Raw genomic sequence first — 19,154 nt, forward strand, 5'->3', positions numbered from 1 at the left:
GATCTTGCTCTCCGCCCCTCGTGCGGGCCGCGTGGGGCTGGCAGGATAACCACTATGACTTCGTCACCAGAACTTACTTTCAACGACGGCAACACCATTCCCCAGCTCGGCTACGGGGTGTGGCAGGTTGAAGACGATGTAGCCGAAAAGGTAGTCCGCCAGGCATTTGAGGCCGGCTTCCGCCATATCGACACAGCCAAGATCTACGGGAACGAGGCCGGCGTTGGCCGCGCCATCGCCGCTTCGGGTCTTTCCGCGGAGGAAATCTTCATCACCACCAAGCTGTGGAACGCCGACCAGGGCTACGAGTCCACGCTGGAGGCCTTCGAGGCTTCCATGGACCGCCTTGGCCTGGAGACCCTGGACCTGTACCTCATCCACTGGATGCAGCCCAAGCAGGAAAAGTACGTTGACACCTGGAAGGCGCTGATCGAGCTGCAGAAGCGCGGCCGGGTAAAGTCCATCGGTGTTTCCAACTTCACCAAGGAAGGCCTGCAGCGCATCATCGATGAAACCGGCGTAGTTCCGGTCATCAACCAGGTTGAGCTGCACCCGTTCTTCAACCAGTCCCAGCTGCGGGAATTCAACGCCTCCAAGGGAATCCTGACCCAGGCATGGTCCCCGCTGGGGCAGGGCGGCGATCTGCTGGAGAGCGCAACCATCGCAGAGATTGCTGCCAAGCATGACGCCACACCTGCACAGGTTGTCATCGCCTGGCACTTGGCAATCGGCAACGTCGTGATCCCCAAGTCGGTCACCGAGTCGCGCATCCAGGAAAACTTCGCGGCCCTGGACGTGACGCTGGACGCCACCGACATCGAGGCCATCAACGGCCTGGACCGCGGTGCTGACGGCCGCATCGGCGCTGACCCGGCAGTCTCGGACTTCGCCTAAAGCAACAAAAAGGTGCCCCGCTCCCTTTGAGGGAGCGGGGCACCTTTTTGTTAACCTTCGACGCCGGTAGCCGGCTTGCCCGCCCAAGGCACCTGCCGCCGTCGTGCCGGTCAGGAAGGCTACATGATTCCGGTCGGTACCAGCAGGGCCCAGGCCAGGGCCGGGGCGACCAGGACCACTCCTCCGGCGTACATCATCAGCTGCTTGTAAACGCGCTGGCGGTCGTGCTCACGTGCATTGGCCACCACCAGGGCGCCGTCGGTGGAGAAGGGCGAAACGTCCACTACAGTGGCTGCGATTGCCAGGGCTGCCACGGTCCCGGAGGCACTGAGCGAACTGGTTGCCAGCAGGGGGCCGGCCAGGGGGATGAATGCGGTCAGCAGGGCCGTGGATGATGCGAAGGCCGATCCCACGCCGATGACGTAGCACAGCACCAGCGCGATCAGGAGGGGTGCACCCAGAGCCAGGGCCTGCTCGGCGAGGGTATCGATGACGCCAACGTGCTGGAGCAGGGAGACATAGGTGATCATGCCTGCCACCAGGAGAACGGTGGACCAGGAGATGCCGCCAATGAAGGTCTGGTGCTCCTTGATGTTCACCAGTGCCAGAAGCAGGCCGGCGGACAGGGCAACGAAACCAATCGGCATGTGGAAACCCAGGGTGCACACCAGGATGGCGAGGATCAGTCCCAGCGTCAGGATCTGCTGGCCCGTGGGACGTCCGGTCTTGGGCGTCGCCAAAGCGGAGTATTCGTTGGCGTGCTTGTCGCGGAGTTTACCCAAGAGGCCGAATAAGACAATTGTCAGGGCAGAGAGGATGAAGTTCAGCGCGAAGCTGGCCAGGAAGAGTGCGCCCTGGTCAATGGGGAAGCCGTTTTTCAGGGCGATGTCGTGAACCAGGACGCCGGCGACGGACAGGGGAGAGAATCCGCCGGCATGGGCGCCATTGATGACGAAGGCTCCCATCAGGACCGGATGGATACGGGACTCGTAGGCAAGTCCAAGCGCTGCGGGGGCCAGGAGGGCAACTGCAGCGGGGGAGAACGTGCCCAGCGCAGTCAGGGCGGCCGCCATGAGGAAGAACACCCAAGGCAGCAGCATGGTCTTGCCGCGAACCAGCCGAACGCATGTTTGGACGATGATGTCGATCGAGCCATTGCGCTGAGCCATGCTGAAGAAGTAGGTAACGCCGATGATCGTCAGGACGATGCTGGCGGGAAACTCCTCCAGGATCTGCTTGTCGGTCATGCCCAGGACGAAATAGCCGACGCCGAAGGAGGCAACCAGCCCCATCACGCCGATGTTGAGCGGCCACTTGGTGGCCACCACAAACATCACCACCAGAATGACCAGCGGAATGATCTGCGTAGCGGTCATGGTCGGCTCCGATCCCTGGGCCGCCGTGGGACCACCGAGCATCCCTCCGAACAGGAGGGCGGCGAGACCCAAGAGGGTGATGGCGACAACCGTCACCAGAAGGATACGACGGCGGCGCTTGGGACGCCCTTGAACGGTAGGAGTGCTGGGTGCAGTCTTCTCTGCGGTGTTAGTCATGGTGCTCTCTCTTCATCGAGTAGCGCTGGCTGTTCAGCGGGTAGCGCCGGCGAGTGAGGCGCCGACGGTATTGTCGAGCGTCTCGGGGAGGTGGATGGTGGTGGTTGCGATGGTGCGGGCCGTCCGATCCACCCCGACGATCAAGGAGCCCTCGTTTTCCTCGCTCCACGTCTCAAGCGCTCCGGCCGGGGTGCGCAGCCTCAAACGAGGCTGCAGTTTGTGTCCGGTGATGTGGTGGAGGACGGTTCCTGGGGTTCGGGCTGCGAGGGTCAGCGCGATGCTGCCCGTGATCGCCAGGGCGGGATGGGGCTTGCCCATGGAGAGCATCATGACGCTGGCGTCGCTGCCTTCGTCTGTCCTGGCCGGTGCAGCCACAATGGCGACTTTGGGGATCGCGCGGGCAGCTTGGTGCGTTGATTCAGCGAGGCCCATGCGGACCGCCGCTTGGCGGCGTATCTCGTCCAGGGTCGCCAATTGCAGCTCGACGCCGGCGAACCAACTGTCGTAGCGCTCCGGATCCAAGCCGAGTTCTTCAGCCCGCAGGATGACTACCGGGGCGCCGGCGTCCACAAGGGAAGCGGTCCAGCGCGTTCCACCCGCGGTGATTGTCTCCGCAGCGGATCCGGTGGGAAGAAGACTTCCCGTGGTTTTTCCGGCCGGATCCTGGAAGCCCAGCCCCACCCGGTATCCGGGGAAGGGCACCCCCGGCATCTGGGCCTGCGGAACGATTGGCAGGGCTCCATCCGGGGTGGCCACCCGCTGGATGATGATCTGTCCGGTATTGGTATTCCGGGTGACGATCCGCGTGACCTCACCGGTGGGCGTGACCCAGCCCTTCTCGATGGCGTACAGGCCGACCACCGCCGAGCAGTTTCCGCAGTTGCTGCCCCAATCAACAGCTGCCTCTTCGATTCCAACCTGGGCAAAAGTGAACTCGACATCAACATCGCCGTCACCGGGCCTGCGGACAATCATGGCCTTGCTGGTGGTTGAGGTGGCGCCACCCACCCCGTCAATTTGGCGGTGGTCGGGGCTGCCGAACAGTCGCGGCAGCAGTGCATCCGGACTCTTTTCAGATCCATCGAATTGCCCGCTGTCGAAGACCCAGCACTTGCTGGTGCCGCCGCGCATCCATTCCGCTTCGATGTTCATGGTCAGTTCCTTGCTTCTCGGTGACCCTCGTGAATTCAAGGGCTTACTTCGAGATTGAGGCACATCACATTTGAAGACAATGTTGAATATCTGAGGTGGGATGAAGCAATGCTTCAATCATTGATGGTGAAGGTTCCCGGGATGTCATGGACCCTCCGGTTGGGAGATCTCGCGACCCTGATGCGGAGCCGAATTAAGGCTGCGTGTATAGAATGAATCAAATTCGGGGATAGGTGAACCATTGCTTAACGATGACGACCAGGATCTTTTTGATATCCGGCGGCTTGCGCTGTTGGTGGAGGTAGTAGAGCAGGGGTCCATCACTGCTGCCGCGGATGTGATGCTGTATTCACCTTCTGCCGTGTCCCAGCAATTGCGAAAATTGGAGCAGGAAGTGGGGCAGCCCCTGCTGAACCGTCGGTCGCGCGGGGTGGTCCCCACAGAAGCGGGGCAATTACTGGCAGGCCACGCGCGCAAAATCGTGGGCCAAATGCGGGCAGCCCGGTCCGACCTGGATCAGCTCGCCGGGCTAAAGCGTGGCTCCCTCACCATCGGAACCTTTCCAACACTTGCCGGCTCCTTCCTGCCCATAGTCATCAGGGCTTACAAGAAGCGGTACCCCGCCATTGGCCTTTCGGTGCGCAGTGCACGCTTTGACGACCTTGTCTCGGACCTGCAAGCAGGTGTCACGGGACTGTGCCTCCTGTGGGATTACCCCTGGAACAGGTTCCAGGACGACTCCATCCGCGTCACCGAGGTTTTCCAGGAGAGCACAGTGATCCTGGTTTCCCGCGGACACCCTCTGGCCGGGCGCGACGAAATCAGAATGGAGGAGCTCCGCAAAGAATCATGGATCGTCCGGGCTGAAGCCCACCCCGTGGTGGAGGTCCTCCAGCGTTCTGCCCATGAAGCGGGATTCGAACCCACCATCGGTTTCCTGGCCAATGACTATCAGGAGGCCCAGGCCATGGTGAGCGTCGGGATGGGAGTGGCCATGGTGCCCAAAACGGCTGTGGCCCTCCAGCATCCGGATGTGAGGGCCATCAGCCTGGGATCGGCCGCACCCCTTCGGCGGGTACTCCTGGCCCAACGCCAGGACAAGGTCTACGCCCCGGCTGAGATCGCTTTCCACTCAACCCTGCTGGAGGTAGCGCGTGAGAGGGCGGGCGACTATTTGTAGGGGCTGTTGTCCCGGTTCCATCCAACCGGGCCAGGGCAAACAAAAAACCCTGCTGGTTGGTGAACCAGCAGGGTTTTAATCCGAGCTTCCTATCAGAATCGAACTGATGACCTTTTCATTACGAGTGAAACGCTCTACCGACTGAGCTAAGGAAGCACCGCGTTCATCCCCGGTTTCCCGGCTGATCACGCAAGACACAACTGTAATAGAGGCACTGCTTCCGGGTCAAAACGGGGTGCGCGCTGCCGTCCGGAGGGTCACCACCCTTCCGTGAGCACCTGGTCCAGCATGCGCAGGAAGAACCGGGCGCTGTCTTCGGCAATACACAGCGGCGGCTTGATCTTGAGAATGTTCTGCCGGTCCCCGGTGGGCAGCACCACCACTCCCAGGTGGAGCATCCTGTCGCAGATGGCCCGTGTTTCCGCGGCGGCCGGTTCCAGCGTGTCCCGGTCGCGAACGAACTCCAGTCCTTGGTAGAGGCCCATGCCGTGGATGGCACCAATGATGCTGTGCTTATCCATCAGTTCGGCGAAGCCGTCCGTGAGGACCTGCCCCACCAGTGCGGCATTGGCTTGCAGGTTTTCCGATTCGATCACGTCAAGCACGGTCAGACCTATGCGGCTGCTTAGGGTACTTCCCCCGGCGGAGGAGAAGAACGCGCCTTGGGCTGCCAAGGCATCGGCTATCTCGCGGCGCGTGATGACGGCGCCCAGGGGATGCCCGTTGCCCATGGCCTTGGCAATGGTGATGATGTCCGGCACGGCGTCGTGTTCTTCGAAGCCCCAGAAGTGCTTCCCCAGCCGGCCGTAGCCAACCTGGACTTCATCGGAGATGCATACGCCACCACTGCTCCGAACGTTGGCGTACATGGCTTTCAAGTAGCCGGGCGGTGTTGCAATGGCTCCCGCGTTGCCGTTGCGCGGTTCGGCAATGAAGGTGCCCACGGGTGTGCCCGCTTGTGAAAGGTGCTTCAACTGCCGCGCCGCATCCTCGGCGTACCTGAGCCCTGCGCCGTCACCACGGTGGTTGCCACGGTAGTCGTTCGGAGCAGCAGCCACGTGTACCCACGGTGGTCGGGTGGTTGCTGCTTGCGGGTTGTCGGAGGTGGAGGTGGACACAGCGTCCGACGCCAAGGACCACCCGTGGTACGACTCTTCACAGCAAAGGACGTGGTCCCGCTGGGTGAACGCTTTGGACAAGCGAAGTGCAAGGTCCACTGCCTCCGTGCCGCTGTTCACCAGGAAAACAGTGTCCAGCGACGACGGAACGCGGGAGAGCAGCCGCTCCGAGAACTCCACTACGGCGTCGTAATTGAACCGGGAGTTGGTGTTCAGCATGCTCCACTGGCGGTGGGCTGCCGCGGCGACAGCCGGGTGGCCATGGCCCAGGACTGTGACGTTGTTGACCATATCCAGATAGTTTCGGCCGGACGTGTCGATGAGGTGCTCCTTCCATCCCCGCTCGATCCTGGGCGGCTCCCCGTAGTAATGGCTCTGCAGCGAGTTGTAAGCGCCGCGGCGTCGCTCCACCACGCTGCCCGCATCCGCACCGAAGTCACCGGCGAAATTACCACCGAAGTCACCGCGGCCCGCCGGCTCGCCCGCTTCCGTCAGCAAGGCAGACGGGTCCCGGTACAGCGAGGCGTAGGCCGGAAACTCGGAGGCCCGGACGAAGCGTGGTGGAAGAACCCGGGACGTGTCGGTCGCCTGGCGGGCGTGCCACACGGCCACACCGTCGGGCCCCACAAGTCCCAATGGTTCGCCGGTGCTGACTTCTGGCCTTTCCGTAGGGTCGGTAGTATCCAATAGTCCCTGAAGGATCACGGTCCCGTGGACGCCGGTCAGCGTGAGCGCCCCGGTTTCATGGTCAAAAGTCACTGCACCGGGAAAAGGTGCGTGCAGGGTTTGCCGGTCCTTGACATGGATTTCGACCGCCAAAGCCACGTTGGCGGGCTCGAACGCGCTGTTGGGACGGGCGCGGGTTAAGCGGGGTTCACCAAAGCGGGTGAGTACGACGTCGGCATCCAGGAGGTGGCGCTCGATCACCTTGCGCTCTTCCGCAGGTCCTGCCAACCAGGAACCTTCGCTGTAGGACTCGCTGTCCCAGCCAAGATTCGGGGTTTGCGTTCCGGCCGAAAGCAGCAGGTGCCCGGGGTGAGCAACCGTGCCTGATCCGCCGGGCGTTTGCCCGAGCGCTGCACGGATGGCGGCTTCTGCGACGTCCCAGTCAAAGCCAGCGGGGACATCGAAGGCTTCCCATTCCCTGTCCATGGCGGAAGAAGCGTAGTCATTACCGGGGTCGATGGCGGTTTGCTGCTCGCCGCTCACGGCCAGGACCGCTCCACGAAGGACGATTAGTGGCCACAAGGCCTCAATTTCCGCTTCAACCATGGGAACCACCTCGTTGAAGGACGTGATCAGCGGAAGGATTGCCAGCGGCTCCTGCGGTGAGTGATGGAAGATGGAGGCGCAGGCCACGGCGAGTTCAGCGATCCGCCAGCTGTACATCGTGTCGCTGAAATCGATGATCCCAGTAATCCGGATGCCGCCGTGATCATCGAGTGCGAACACCAGATTGTCGTCGGTGATGTCGCCATGGACCGCCTGGACAGGGAGGTGGTCCTTCAATGGCTGCAACCGGGAAGTCAAACGGGACAAAGCCTGGCTCAGGAGGTCACGCTTCCGGGCGTCCTTCACGAAGTCCAGCAATTCGGCCACCACTGCTTCCCCGGCTCTGAGGTCCCATTGCAGGTTCCGCTCCAAGCCAGGATGCCGGAACGTGGCAAGAGCCGCGCTGGCACCGGCAATGGTGCGTCCCATGTCCCGCAGGACAGTTGGGGATAGGTGTCGCCGATCGATGAGGGGGGTTCCATCAACGAAAGTGAGGAGCCGGACGCAATGATCTTTGCCTTGGATTGATGTTGTGTTGATAGCCAGGCCGGCCGGGGACGTCACCGGCACAGGGCCATTGAGGCCGGCAGCTGCCAGTGTCTCCATGGCGGCGTTCTGGGCGGCCACTTCGTCGTGGGTGAAAGTTGGATTGCTGACCTTGAAAAGCCGTCGCTGTGTGCCATCGGACAGCAGGAAATTCCTGTCCTGCTGGCTGCCCAGTTCGCGGACGGACACCACGTCGATCCCGTACAGGGACTGCGCCAGGAGTGCCGCCTCATCAGGAGAAACGTCAGGGCGAGGAAGACCCCCTTGATCTATGACAGAAGTAGGCAAGGACATCTGATTCCTAAGTTTGATGATGATTTGTCACTAAAATGAGGTATTTAGTAATGAATCGTCATCGTATAAGATGATTCCATGAATTATCAAGAGACCAGCGGTCAGCCAGCCGACGCTGCCAAAGCGGCGGGCACGGATCACGATATGGACCATGTGGATGCCGTTGACCAGGTGCTGATCACGCACCTGCAGAAGGATGGGCGCATGCCCTACTCGGATCTGGCTGCCGCGGCAGGGCTATCTCCCGGCGGTGCCCGCCTGCGGGTGAAACGCCTCAAGGAACGGGGAATCCTGGACGTCGTAGGGGTTACCGACCCCCTGAAGCTCGGCTATCGCAGCATGGCGATGCTGGGTATACGGGTCCACGGGGACGTGGCGCGGGTCGCCGAAGAGTTGGGGGGCTTGAGCGAGGTCATCTATTTGGTGCTGACCGCAGGCTCGGTGGACATCATGGTTGAGGTCATCGCCCCTGACAATGACGGGCTCTTTGACGTCATCAACAGAAAGATCCGCCCTGTCGCCGGAATCTCTTCAGTGGAGACCTTCACCTACTACAAGATCCACACCCACCGGTTCAATTGGGGCGTCCACTAACGGCAGTTGCGCCTGGTCAGCACTTGATGCCGTCTTGCGGCAGCTTGCCGTCAACAAAGTAGTCGTCGACGGCGTTGCTGACGCACGTATTGCTGCGACCGTACGCTGTGTGCCCCTCGCCTTCCCACGTGACCAGTGAGGCGTTGCCCAGCTGCTTGCGCAGCGACTGGGACCATTCCAGTGGTGTGGCGGGATCCCCGGTGGTGCCAACCACCACAATGGGGGCCGTGCCCTTGTATTCCACCGGCGCGGGAGTGCGGGTGTTTTTGTACGGCCAGTCCCTGCAGTTGACGCCTCCATAGGCAAAGAAAGAGCCGAACGTGGGGGAGTCCTGCATGAGCTGCTGTTCCTCGGCGCGCATGCCGGCGGCGTCCCACACCATGGGGTAGTCCAGGCAGTTGATTGCCTGGAACGCCAGTGCGGAGTTGGAGCTGTACTTGCCGTTTGCTTCGCGGTCGGCACCCAGGTCGGCAAGCCGCATCATGGGTGACGCGTCGCCGGAGAATGCGGCTTCCAAGGCTTGGGTGAGGGCGGGCCAGCTTTGGTCGTTGTAAAGGGGCAGGATGAGGCCGTTCACAAAGTCGTTGCTGGTCACCGTCCGGCCGTCCTTGGCAGTCTGCGGATTCTGGTCCACGGCGTTGATGAGGTCCCGGATTTCCTGCACGCCGTTGTCCACGGAACCGCTCAGTGGGCACGAGTTTTGCTGTTGGCAGTTGGCCACGTAGGTGCGGATGGCCCGTTCGAAGGCCTTGGCCTGCCCTGCGGTGAGTTCCTCATTGCTGATGGAAGGGTCAACCGCGCCATCAAGGACCAGGCGGCCCACGTTGTCCGGGAACAGCGATGCGTAGGTGGAGCCCAGGAAAGTGCCGTAGGAAAAGCCCAGGTAGTTGAGCTTGGCATCGTTCATGACGGCCCTCAGCACGTCGAGGTCCTTGGCCGCACTGACGGTGTCGATGTGGCCCAGGACCGGGCCGGTCTGCTGGGCGCATTGATCGGCCAGGGTTTTGTTGAAGGCAAACGCAGCAGCAAGGCCGTCGTCGGTGTTCTTCCTGAAGGTCTTGGTCCGTGCGGCATCGCGTTCAGCGTCGGTCATGCAGGTCACCGGGGCGGATCGGCCCACGCCCCGGGGGTCAAAACCCACCACGTCAAAGTTGGCCCGCAGTTTCTCCGTGATCAGGCTCTTGCCGGCATCTTTGACGAAATCGACGCCGGAGCCGCCGGGGCCACCCGGATTGACCAGGACTGAGCCTTGTTTGTTGTTGGTGCTGGGGAGCTTGATCACGGAAAGGTCAATGTCCCCGCCCGCGGGATTTCCGTAATCCAAGGGAACTTTGACCTTGCCGCACAGGAATCCGTCCTGGCAGGAGGACCACTCCACGGATTGTGAGTAGTACTTTTCCAGGCCCTCGGGAGCCGATGCTGCAATGGCCGGGTCAACGGTGCTGGTGGACGGCTTTGCCGTGGGTGGCGGCATGAAAGGAAGGGTGCAGGCGCTCAGGACCAGCATGGAAACAAGGGCGACGCACAGCGCTGCAAACCGGCGGGGTGCGGACTTCATGGTTTCTCCTGGTGCTGGATGAGGCTCGTGGCCATGGACTCGACCGCCAACAGTGGTGCCACGTTGGTGGTGGTGATGCGGACACGTGCTTTGTTGATGGCGTCCATCCGGGCCAACGTGCTTTCGGGGGTTGAACGGCCTGCATAATCTTCCAGCTCGCTCGTCAGCTCAACGTTGACCAGTTCCACAGCGTTCCCCAGCTGGATGATGAGGACGTCGCGGTAGAAGGACAGAAGATCAGTCAGGGTACGGTCCAGGGAATCCGTGATGGACCTCTTGGCCCGCCGCTTTTGGTCATCTTCCAGCTGCTTCACCTGGCTGCGCATGGACGGCGGCAGGGTGCCCGACTCGGGGGCGCCCAGGCTTGCCAGCAAGGCGATTTTCTCCGCCGCATCGCGTTCGTCATTGGAGCTGTTGGCTTCGTCCGTGGCAATTTTCACCAGCTTCTCAGCCATCATCACGGCAGCCGTGACCCCCCGGAGGCCCAGGGGAATGCGGACGGTTTCGAGCCGGCGCTCCCTGGCATCCGGGTCGCGGGCCAGCCGGCGGGCAATGCCGATGTGGCTTTGGGCCGCGCGGGCGGCCCGGTCCGCGAGTTGGCGATCGACGCCGTCGCGCCTCACCAGAAGATCCGCGACGTCCGACGCCGGCGGCAACCGCAGGCTCACAGCCCGGCAGCGGGACCTGATGGTCACCAGGACATCGGCGGGGGAGGGGGCGCACAGCATCCAGATGGTTCGCGGCGTGGGTTCCTCGATGGCTTTCAACAGAACGTTGGTGGTTCGCTCGGCCATGCGGTCCGCGTCCTCCACCACGATGATCCGCCAGCGGCCTGTGGCGGGACGGTCTCCTGCTTTGGACACCAACTCCCGGGCTTCATCGATGGTGATGGTGACCTTCTCCGTCCGGACAAAGGTCACGTCGGAGTGCGTTTCGCCCAGAATCGTGTGGCACGCGGCGCATTGGCCACAACCCCGCCGGGTGACGTCGTCCTGCTCACAGTTCAAAGCGGCTGCGAAGGCTTTTGCGGCGTTGGAGCGCCCGGAACCGGGAGGGCCTGTAAAGAGCCACGCATGGGTCAGACCCGACTCGCCTTGTGCGGCTTGTTTGAGTTGCGCGACCACCGGCGCCTGTCCTTGGAGGTCGTCCCAGACGCTCACGGAGCGTCGCCCGCGGGGGTCTTGAGTGCCAGCAGGTATTCAACCCGGGACAGGATTTCCTGGGCGAGTGCATCAATTCCAGCCTCGGCCTGCAGCACCAGGTAGCTGGATGGAGTGGCGGCGGCCCGGTCCAGGAAAGCCTGGCGAATAGCGGAGTGGAAGGTGTCGGGCTCGGACTCCAGCCGGTCTTCTGCGGCACCGTCCGCAGTCCGGCGCTGCCTGCCGGCAACAGCGTCAACGTCCAGCAGAACGGTCAGATGCGGATGCAGGCCCTCGGTGGCCCATTCATTCAGGGACAGGACATCGTTGGTCCCCAAGCCCCGGCCGGCACCCTGGTACGCCACGGACGAATCGACGTAGCGGTCCGTGATGACCACTGTGCCTTGGGCGAGAGCCGGCCGAATGACCTGGCTGGCATGGGCGGCCCGGGCTGCGGCAAACATCAAGGCTTCAGTGCGGGCGTCAATGGTCCCGTGCCCGTGATCCAGCACCAGGGAGCGCAGTTTCTCCCCGATGGGGGTCCCGCCAGGTTCGCGCGTGCGCAACACGGACAATCCGCGGGCCTGGAGCGCATCAGAGAGCCTTGCCGCCTGCGTTGACTTGCCCGCGCCGTCGCCGCCTTCGAAGGCGATGAAAAGACCTTGGCTCTGAATACTCACGCGTCTAGCCTACCGATCTTCGCTGACATCAAGGCGCGTCATCCCTTTCATCCACAGGCATGTCCGCTACTAGGCTGGCACCATGAGCCTCTCCGACCAGCACGCTGCCGAATTATCCCCGGAAACCGTTGTGGTTGCTGCGGGGAGGCCGGAGCGTGCGCATGATGAGCCGGTCAATCCGCCCATTGTCCTGTCCTCCACATACTTTGGCACAGGGTCACTGAGCGACGGCGACCGAGGCTACGGACGCTACGCCAACCCCACCTGGGACCCCTTCGAGGACGCACTCGCCACACTGGAAGGTGCCACCCTGCCGGGCCTCCTCTACGCGTCCGGACTTGCCGCAGTCAGCTCGGCACTCTCACTGGTTCCGGCCAACGGAGTGGTGGTGATGCCGTCCCACAGCTACGCGGGGTCCCTCATGATGGCCACGGAACTTGCAGAGAAAGGCTTTCTGGAACTGCGCACGGTGGACATCAGCGACACAGACGCCGTCAAAGCCCTCATCAGCCCCGGGAATGGCAGGAACGCGGATCTGTTGTGGCTGGAAAGTCCCACCAACCCCATGCTGGGCATCGCGGACATCCGGGCGCTTACGGAGGCCGCCCACGCCGTGGGCGCCATCGTGGTGACGGACAATACCTTCTCCACGCCCTTGGTGCAGCAACCGCTCAAACTGGGTTCCGACGTCGTCCTCCACTCGGTGACCAAATACCTGGCGGGCCACTCGGACGTGGTCCTCGGCGCCCTGGTGACGTCCAACCCGGAGCTTCGCGCCAAACTCCTGCATCACAGGATCATCCATGGCGGCATTGCCGGACCGTTTGAGGCGTGGCTGGCCCTCCGTGGACTCCGGACGCTGGCGTTGCGGATCGAGCGCTCGCAGGCTTCGGCGGCCGTTTTGGCCGACCGTCTCCGCAGCCATCCCAGAGTGGAAGCCATCCGCTACCCGGGCTTGGAGACGGACCCGGGACATCAGCGCGCCAGGGAGCAAATGCAGGGATTCGGCTCCATCCTTTGCCTCCAGATCGCCGGCGACCACCACCGAACCGGCGCCGAAGCTGCTGACGACGTGGTCCGCGCATTGCGCCTTTGGCTTCCGGCAACATCCTTGGGCGGTGTTGAATCCCTGATTGAACGCCGACGCCGGCACACGGCCGAGCCGCACAGCGTTCCGGAGAATCTGGTCAGGTTGAGCGTTGGAATTGAGAACGTGGAAGATCTTTGGTCCGACCTTCAGCAGGCGTTGACGGCTCTGGACAGTTAGGCTGGGGGACGTGGACGGAAAAATCTTGATCGGTTATGTCACCAGCGGGGTCTATATCATCCTTGGCCTGATTGCCCTGGCCCTGGAACTGTGGGCCTTTGCCGACTGCCTGCGCCATAAGCCCACCCTGTTTGTGGCGGCATCAAAGCGGACCAAGACATTTTGGCTGGCCCTGACCGGCGGTGCTCTCCTGATCGGTGGCCTGACGGTCCTCACCGGCGGCAGCAGCCTCGGCCTGTTCGGCATCGCTGCGGTCACCGCAGCCGGCGTCTACCTGGCAGACGTCCGTCCGGCCCTGCGCGAAGCGGGCAGTGGCGGAAACCGCAATGTCGGCCCGTACGGCCCCTGGTAACCCAGCAGCCATCACCGCCCCGGCAAAACAGCACCCTGGAAACAGCACCCTAAAGGGGCGCAACAGCGTCCCACGCCACCGTCAGCTCACCCAGGCGCCAGCGCGCCGGTCCGTCCTGAAGCGGCCACCCGGCGTCGCGGAGTGAACGGCACATACCCGCCCAGCGTTGCCGGTTTCCGAACGACGCCAGCGGTGCCGCCTCCAACCAGGCTTTGTCCATGGCCCGGAGGAACGCGTGGATCGGCTCGCCCGGCACATTCCTGTGGATCAGTGCTTTGGGCAGGCGTTCGGCTACTTCGGAGGGCAACTCGAAACTGCCGAACCTTACGGAGAAGCTAAGGCTCAGAGGGCGGTCCGGGTCCAAGGCAACCCAGGTGACCCGCCGGCCAATCTCGTCGCAGGTTCCGTCAATGAACAAGCCTCCGGGAGCCAGCCGTGATTGCACCAAGCTCCAGATGCCGCCAACGTCCGCTTCCTCATATTGGCGCAGCACGTTGAAGGCGCGGACCAGCACGGGGTTGCCTGGCACCGGAAGTTCGAATCCGCCCACGTGGAAACTCAACCCCGGCCGTTCCAAGGCTTTGGCGGTGCAGACCCGCTCGGGTTCGATTTCGATTCCACATACGCGCACGTCCGGCCGCACGGCCTGCAACCGTTCGAAAAGCTCGACGGCGGTGGTTGGCGAGGCGCCGTAGCCAAGATCCACCACCAGGGGCTCGACGGCGGTGCGCAGCCGCCACGCCTGCGGACCCGCCAGCCAACGATCCAGGCGGCGCATGCGGTTCGGGTTGGTGGTTCCCCGGGTGATGTTGCCAATGGGTTTCCCGCCTCGGCTCCGGGGGGAGCCCACCCGCTCTGCTTTTTGCACCACGGCCCCCACTTTATCGTCTGGGCGGCATCGCCTTTATCGCCAAGACGGCATCGCGCCCTTTGCCGCCTTCCGCGCCCCGGACACTCGATGCGCTGGGCGGGAACGGGCGCGGAGGTGGCGACGAATCGATGCGCCGGGCGGGAACGGGCGCGGATTACGCCCAGCACGGAGTGCACCCAGCACGGACCGGGCCCGGGCTCACTCAACGGACGTAACGCACGGCTGGGCACCGAACCGCTCGGCTAGGATGAAAACCATGACTTACAAGCTGATTTTGCTGCGCCACGGCCACAGCGACTGGAACGCCAAGAACCTGTTCACCGGTTGGGTGGACGTTGACCTCAACGATCAAGGCCGCAAGGAAGCAGTACGCGGCGGTGAGCTCCTGGTGGAGAACAACATCCTCCCCGATGTCCTCTACACCTCGCTCCTGAAGCGTGCCATCAACACCGCCAACATGGCACTGGACAAAGCCAACCGCGGCTGGATCCCGGTCAAGCGGGACTGGCGCCTCAACGAGCGCCACTACGGTGCGCTCCAGGGCAAGGACAAGGCCCAGACCCTCGCCGAGTTCGGCGAAGAGCAGTTCATGGAATGGCGCCGCAGCTACGACACCCCGCCGCCGCCCCTGTCCGATGACAGCGAATTCTCCCAGGCGCACGATCCCCGTTACGCAGACCTGGGCGATGCCCTGCCGCGCACCGAGTGCCTCAAGGACGTCCTGGTCCGCCTCCTTCCCTACTGGGAATCGGACATCAAGGAGGACCTCAAGGCCGGCAAGACAGTCCTGGTCACGGCCCACGGCAACTCTCTCCGCGCCCTGGTCAAGCACCTGGACGGCATCAGCGATGACGCCATCGCCGGCCTGAACATCCCCACGGGCATCCCGCTGGTGTACGAACTGGATGAGGACTTCAAGCCGGTCAACGCCGGTGGCACCTACCTTGACCCCGAGGCAGCAGCCCAGGCCATCCTCGCGGTGGCCAACCAGGGTAAGAAATAGGCAAACGACGACGGCCGGTCACCTGAGGTGACCGGCCGTCGTCGTCGTTAATGCTGCAGTAGTTGTGAACGCGGTGTGGCTAGAAGCCTTCCGGCTGCCACTCGCCGGTCACCAGGTAGGTGACCTTGCGGGCAACCGAGACGCCGTGGTCCGCGAAGCGCTCGAAGTAGCGGCTGGCCAGGGCCACATCCACGGTGGTGGACGCGGATTCGTTCCAGTCCGGGGAAGCGATGGCCTTGAAGACGCTGAGGTGGAGATCGTCCACGGCGATGTTGATCTTCAGGATGTCCCGGGCAACTTCAAGATCGCGGGTCTCCAAAAGTTCAATGACCTTGGAGGTGATCTCAATATCGTGCTCGGCCATGGCCTTGAAGGTATGGGTCAGCGCGGAGGGAATCACCAGCGCCGGGTAGCGCAGGCGGGCCAGCTGGGCCACGTGGCGTGCCAGGTCCCCCATGCGCTCCAGCGAGGCGCTCATGCGCAAAGAACCAACGATCATGCGGAGATCGCTGGCCACCGGGCCCTGCAACGCAAGGATGTCGATGGCGCGCTCGTCCAGGCTGTTCTGCAGGAAGTCGATCCGGGCATCTGCTGCAATGACGTCCTGGGCCAGATCCACATCCGCGCCTTCGAAGGATGTTGTGGCCTTCGTAATCGCTTCGTGAACCAGTTTGGACATCTCGATGAGGTCGTCACCTACCTGGGTAAGTTCCGCCTGAAAAACCTTGCGCACTAAGGCGTCCTTTCCTTGGAGATCCCGGTTCCCGGTTATGGGGGTGGATCTCAAAAACATTGGCAATCCAACCAGTAACTGTGTCAGGCCCCAATGAACTGTTCGGCTCCTTTAGGTGAACGTTAGTTGAACCGTCCGGGTTTGGCCGCGGATCACAGCCTGGCCGTGTTTCCACAGCATAAGCTGGACACGTGGATCCATTGCTCATAGGTGTCGTAGCCGGCCTGGTAGGCCTGTCGCTTGGCGTCTTTGGCATGCTCGCTTTCAAAATCAGCGAACGTCAACGCGGCATCGTTGATCTTGATGTCGCTGAACCGTTGCTGCCGGACGGCGCAGCGGAAGTCCTGGCCGTCGTCGGGCGTGCTTTTGTTGTGGTGGATGCGATCAATGGTGTGGTGAGGGCCAGCCCCGCCGCCTATGCGTACGGCCTGGTCCGCGGCCACACCGTGGTCCACAAGCAGCTCCTGGACATGACCACCAAGGTCCGCCGTGACGGCGTCATCCTGGAGGAGCAATACGAGCTCCCGCGGGGTCCCCTGGGCAAGGGCACCATTGTGGTGCAGGTGCGGGCAGCCATGCTTGGCTCGGAATATATCGTGCTGCTGGCCGATGACCGCACGGAAATCACGCGTACTGAAGAGATCCGCAACGACTTTGTGGCCAACGTGTCCCACGAGTTGAAGACGCCGGTTGGCGCTATCTCACTCCTGGCCGAGGCCCTGGAAGCCTCGCCGGATGATGAGGAAGCTGTCCGGCGCTTCGCCAAGCGGATGCACAAGGAATCGGGGCGGTTGGCGGCCTTGGTCCAGGACATTATTGAGTTGTCCCGCCTGCAGGGCGCAAACGTGGCCCAGCAAGGCCACGCGGTGGACATCAACACCGTGATCACCGAGGCCGTGGACCGCTCGCAGCTTCCGGCCGAAAGCAAGAATATCCAGATGGTGGTAGGCGGTCATTCCGAGTCGTTGGTCTTTGGTGACCGCGACCTCCTGGTCACAGCACTGCGCAACCTGATCGACAACGCCATCCGCTACTCGCCGGAGAACAGCAGGGTGGGCGTGGGCGTCAGGACCAGGGAAGGCGTTGTTGCCATCTCCGTGACGGACCAGGGCGAAGGACTCACTCCGGAGGACCAGGAACGCGTCTTTGAGCGTTTCTTCCGGGTTGATGCTGCCCGCTCCCGGCACACCGGCGGCACCGGCCTGGGCCTCAGCATTGTTAAGCACGTTGTGTCCAACCATGGTGGCGAGGTGACCGTCTGGTCCCAGCCCGGCCAGGGATCCACGTTCACTATCCACCTGCCGGAACTGGAAGGCCAGGAAGAGGACGACGCCGTCCTGCCCGCCGCCGGGATCGGTTCAACACAGTCTTTTGAGAGTAAACAAGGGGGCGCCGCCGGCGCCCAAGAGCAAGGAGCCAGCGCTTGACCCGGATTTTGATTGTGGAGGACGAAGAGTCCTTCAGCGACCCCCTGTCCTATCTCCTGGGCAAGGAGGGCTTTGATGTTGAGGTTGTGGACAACGGCAGCGACGCTTTGGTGGAGTTCGACAGGAACGGCGCGGACCTGGTCCTGCTGGACCTTCAGCTGCCCGGAACGCCCGGCACCGAGGTGTGCCGCCAGCTGCGCCAGCGCTCCAGTGTTCCCGTCATCATGCTGACGGCCAAGGACTCTGAGATCGACAAGGTGGTGGGCTTGGAACTGGGCGCCGATGACTATGTCACCAAGCCGTACTCTTCCCGCGAGTTGGTGGCCCGGGTCAGGGCTGTCCTCCGCCGGCAGGGCGAGCCGGAAGAACTCATCACCTCCACCGTCCAGGCCGGACCGGTACGGATGGACATTGAGCGGCACGTGGTGAGCGTCAACGGGGAGCAGGTGTCCTTGCCGCTTAAGGAATTCGAGCTCCTGGAGATGTTGCTCCGGAACTCGGGCAGGGTCCTGACCCGCGGCCAGCTCATCGACCGTGTGTGGGGTTCGGACTACGTGGGCGACACCAAAACACTGGATGTCCACGTGAAGCGTCTCCGCAGCAAGATCGAGCCCGATCCGTCCCTGCCGCGCTACCTGGTGACGGTGCGGGGTTTGGGTTATAAGTTCGAGCCGTAACCCGCGGACCCAGTGCCCTTAAGGCAAACGCCTTAAGGCAAACACTCAAGACATTAAGGGAGGGTCCCGGCCGCTGAACCCAGCGGCCGGGACCCTCCCTTAATGTCTTGCGGGCCGGAATCACCGGCGCCTGATGCTACTTGGCTGCCCCTGCGGACTCCGACGGCGTGGCGGAGCCGGTGGGCGTTGCCGAACCCGACGGCATTGCGGACTCCGACGGCATGGCCGAGCCCGACGGTGTGGGGGTGGCCGAGCCGGTGGGGATGTACTGCTTGTACTCCGGCAGGGTGCCATCCACCACGGGGACGTTGATCTGGGCGGAGTCGGATCCACTGCGGACGGTCACGGAGGCCAGTCCACCGGGAGCGGCGCCGGCCGAGCTGAGGATCGCAGCGTCGGACTGCCCGTTCAGGTACGTCTCTGATTGCGCCTTGACGGGGATCTCGGTCTGAGCGCCGTTCGCACCGCTGATGGTCAGCGTGGCGTCCGAGGTGGACTGGTTGAAGACCGCACCGATAACGCGGCCGGACTCTTTTTCGCCCGAGGCGACAATGAGCATGTTGCGCAGCTGCAGTTGTCCGAGATCAGCTTTGATCCCGTCAGATGCAGAGTACTGGTGGGTGGTCTGCTGGGCGTTGACGAATCCGCAGCCGGTGACGGACAGAAGACCGACGCCGATTGCAGCCGCCGCAATTGCCAGCTTGCCGCGCTGGACAGGGTTCATCGCAGTATTGCGCACGACACCTACTCCTCAAGAGTCATTGGAACACTTTTCAGCCATAGCCTATCGGCAAACACCTCAAAAGACGGATTCGGCGGGGGTTTGTGGCGCAGCCAACTGCGG

17 protein-coding genes and 1 tRNA gene are annotated in these 19,154 nt (G+C 62.9%); 8 read left to right on the top strand and 10 right to left on the bottom strand.

What is annotated here, in order from left to right:
- Positions 1-54 precede the first annotated feature (54 nt).
- The gene (locus tag JOE60_RS03665) at positions 55-894 is read left to right on the top strand and encodes an aldo/keto reductase (RefSeq protein ID WP_167265006.1); all 840 of its coding nucleotides are present in this window, start codon (positions 55-57) and stop codon (positions 892-894) included.
- Positions 895-1,013: 119 nt separating this feature from the next.
- Here JOE60_RS03665 and JOE60_RS03670 read toward each other — a convergent pair whose 3' ends face one another.
- A complete protein-coding gene (locus JOE60_RS03670) occupies positions 1,014-2,447 on the bottom strand; it encodes an SLC13 family permease (protein ID WP_167265005.1) in 1,434 nt (477 codons plus the stop codon).
- A gap of 33 nt (positions 2,448-2,480) precedes the next feature.
- Positions 2,481-3,599, bottom strand: coding sequence for a PrpF domain-containing protein (locus JOE60_RS03675; protein WP_167265004.1), 1,119 nt, complete (start codon positions 3,597-3,599; stop codon positions 2,481-2,483).
- Positions 3,600-3,840: 241 nt separating this feature from the next.
- Between JOE60_RS03675 and JOE60_RS03680 the strand changes: the two genes are divergently transcribed.
- On the top strand, positions 3,841-4,779 hold the full coding sequence (locus JOE60_RS03680) for a LysR family transcriptional regulator (RefSeq protein ID WP_167265003.1): 939 nt from the start codon (positions 3,841-3,843) through the stop codon (positions 4,777-4,779).
- Positions 4,780-4,862: 83 nt separating this feature from the next.
- Here JOE60_RS03680 and JOE60_RS03685 read toward each other — a convergent pair.
- Together JOE60_RS03685 and JOE60_RS03690 are read right to left on the bottom strand one after the other, a co-directional pair.
- A tRNA-Thr gene (locus tag JOE60_RS03685) sits at positions 4,863-4,935 on the bottom strand.
- Positions 4,936-5,036: 101 nt separating this feature from the next.
- Positions 5,037-8,003 (bottom strand): aminotransferase, encoded by a 2,967-nt coding sequence (locus JOE60_RS03690; RefSeq protein ID WP_167265002.1) that lies wholly within the window; start codon positions 8,001-8,003, stop codon positions 5,037-5,039.
- Between the two features lie 84 nt (positions 8,004-8,087).
- Between JOE60_RS03690 and JOE60_RS03695 the strand changes: the two genes are divergently transcribed.
- Positions 8,088-8,603, top strand: a complete 516-nt coding sequence (locus tag JOE60_RS03695) for an Lrp/AsnC family transcriptional regulator (protein ID WP_239528806.1) — start codon at positions 8,088-8,090, stop codon at positions 8,601-8,603.
- A 16-nt stretch (positions 8,604-8,619) separates the two neighbouring features.
- Here JOE60_RS03695 and JOE60_RS03700 read toward each other — a convergent pair whose 3' ends face one another.
- Genes JOE60_RS03700 through tmk form a run of 3 tightly spaced genes read right to left on the bottom strand, consistent with a single transcriptional unit; the run spans position 8,620 to position 11,980 of the window.
- Entirely contained in the window at positions 8,620-10,161 is a 1,542-nt protein-coding gene (locus tag JOE60_RS03700; RefSeq protein WP_167265001.1) for an alpha/beta hydrolase, read from the bottom strand.
- Positions 10,158-11,321, bottom strand: a complete 1,164-nt coding sequence (locus tag JOE60_RS03705; RefSeq protein ID WP_167265000.1) for a DNA polymerase III subunit delta' — start codon at positions 11,319-11,321, stop codon at positions 10,158-10,160. The genes JOE60_RS03700 and JOE60_RS03705 overlap by 4 nt, the downstream gene beginning before the upstream one ends.
- On the bottom strand, positions 11,318-11,980 hold the full coding sequence (gene tmk, locus JOE60_RS03710; protein ID WP_167264999.1) for a dTMP kinase: 663 nt from the start codon (positions 11,978-11,980) through the stop codon (positions 11,318-11,320). Before tmk ends, JOE60_RS03705 begins: the two co-directional genes overlap by 4 nt.
- 82 nt (positions 11,981-12,062) lie before the next feature.
- Between tmk and JOE60_RS03715 the strand changes: the two genes are divergently transcribed.
- On the top strand, positions 12,063-13,247 hold the full coding sequence (locus JOE60_RS03715) for a trans-sulfuration enzyme family protein (protein WP_167264998.1): 1,185 nt from the start codon (positions 12,063-12,065) through the stop codon (positions 13,245-13,247).
- A 10-nt stretch (positions 13,248-13,257) separates the two neighbouring features.
- Entirely contained in the window at positions 13,258-13,599 is a 342-nt protein-coding gene (locus JOE60_RS03720) for a DUF2516 family protein (RefSeq protein ID WP_167264997.1), read from the top strand.
- A gap of 49 nt (positions 13,600-13,648) precedes the next feature.
- Here JOE60_RS03720 and JOE60_RS03725 read toward each other — a convergent pair whose 3' ends face one another.
- Positions 13,649-14,470: a class I SAM-dependent methyltransferase gene (locus JOE60_RS03725; RefSeq protein WP_204814825.1), complete on the bottom strand. Its 822-nt coding sequence runs from the start codon at positions 14,468-14,470 to the stop codon at positions 13,649-13,651.
- Between the two features lie 256 nt (positions 14,471-14,726).
- Between JOE60_RS03725 and JOE60_RS03730 the strand changes: the two genes are divergently transcribed.
- Positions 14,727-15,473, top strand: coding sequence for a phosphoglyceromutase (locus JOE60_RS03730; RefSeq protein ID WP_167264996.1), 747 nt, complete (start codon positions 14,727-14,729; stop codon positions 15,471-15,473).
- Positions 15,474-15,552: 79 nt separating this feature from the next.
- Here the strand turns inward: JOE60_RS03730 and phoU are convergent, their stop codons facing one another.
- Positions 15,553-16,206, bottom strand: a complete 654-nt coding sequence (phoU, locus tag JOE60_RS03735) for a phosphate signaling complex protein PhoU (protein WP_167264995.1) — start codon at positions 16,204-16,206, stop codon at positions 15,553-15,555.
- A gap of 200 nt (positions 16,207-16,406) precedes the next feature.
- On the opposite strand from phoU, the gene JOE60_RS03740 reads away from it, so the two are divergent.
- Both JOE60_RS03740 and JOE60_RS03745 read left to right on the top strand, forming a co-directional pair.
- Entirely contained in the window at positions 16,407-17,633 is a 1,227-nt protein-coding gene (locus JOE60_RS03740) for a sensor histidine kinase (RefSeq protein ID WP_167265680.1), read from the top strand.
- Positions 17,630-18,310, top strand: coding sequence for a response regulator transcription factor (locus JOE60_RS03745; RefSeq protein WP_167264994.1), 681 nt, complete (start codon positions 17,630-17,632; stop codon positions 18,308-18,310). The genes JOE60_RS03740 and JOE60_RS03745 overlap by 4 nt, the downstream gene beginning before the upstream one ends.
- A 136-nt stretch (positions 18,311-18,446) precedes the next feature.
- Here JOE60_RS03745 and JOE60_RS03750 read toward each other — a convergent pair whose 3' ends face one another.
- Positions 18,447-19,034: a hypothetical protein gene (locus JOE60_RS03750; RefSeq protein WP_167265678.1), complete on the bottom strand. Its 588-nt coding sequence runs from the start codon at positions 19,032-19,034 to the stop codon at positions 18,447-18,449.
- Between the last annotated feature and the right edge of the window lie 120 nt (positions 19,035-19,154).

It is taken from the genome of Paenarthrobacter ilicis, from assembly GCF_016907545.1.
Taxonomy (GTDB): domain Bacteria; phylum Actinomycetota; class Actinomycetes; order Actinomycetales; family Micrococcaceae; genus Arthrobacter; species Arthrobacter ilicis.

Coding starts and splice junctions, on each gene's coding strand:
- JOE60_RS03695 (WP_239528806.1), top strand. CDS start 8,088: ATGAATTATCAAGAGACCAGCGGTCAGCCAGCCGACGCTGCCAAAGCG.
- JOE60_RS03665 (WP_167265006.1), top strand. CDS start 55: ATGACTTCGTCACCAGAACTTACTTTCAACGACGGCAACACCATTCCC.
- JOE60_RS03670 (WP_167265005.1), bottom strand. CDS start 2,447: ATGACTAACACCGCAGAGAAGACTGCACCCAGCACTCCTACCGTTCAA.
- JOE60_RS03715 (WP_167264998.1), top strand. CDS start 12,063: ATGAGCCTCTCCGACCAGCACGCTGCCGAATTATCCCCGGAAACCGTT.
- JOE60_RS03700 (WP_167265001.1), bottom strand. CDS start 10,161: ATGAAGTCCGCACCCCGCCGGTTTGCAGCGCTGTGCGTCGCCCTTGTT.
- JOE60_RS03730 (WP_167264996.1), top strand. CDS start 14,727: ATGACTTACAAGCTGATTTTGCTGCGCCACGGCCACAGCGACTGGAAC.
- JOE60_RS03675 (WP_167265004.1), bottom strand. CDS start 3,599: ATGAACATCGAAGCGGAATGGATGCGCGGCGGCACCAGCAAGTGCTGG.
- JOE60_RS03750 (WP_167265678.1), bottom strand. CDS start 19,034: ATGAACCCTGTCCAGCGCGGCAAGCTGGCAATTGCGGCGGCTGCAATC.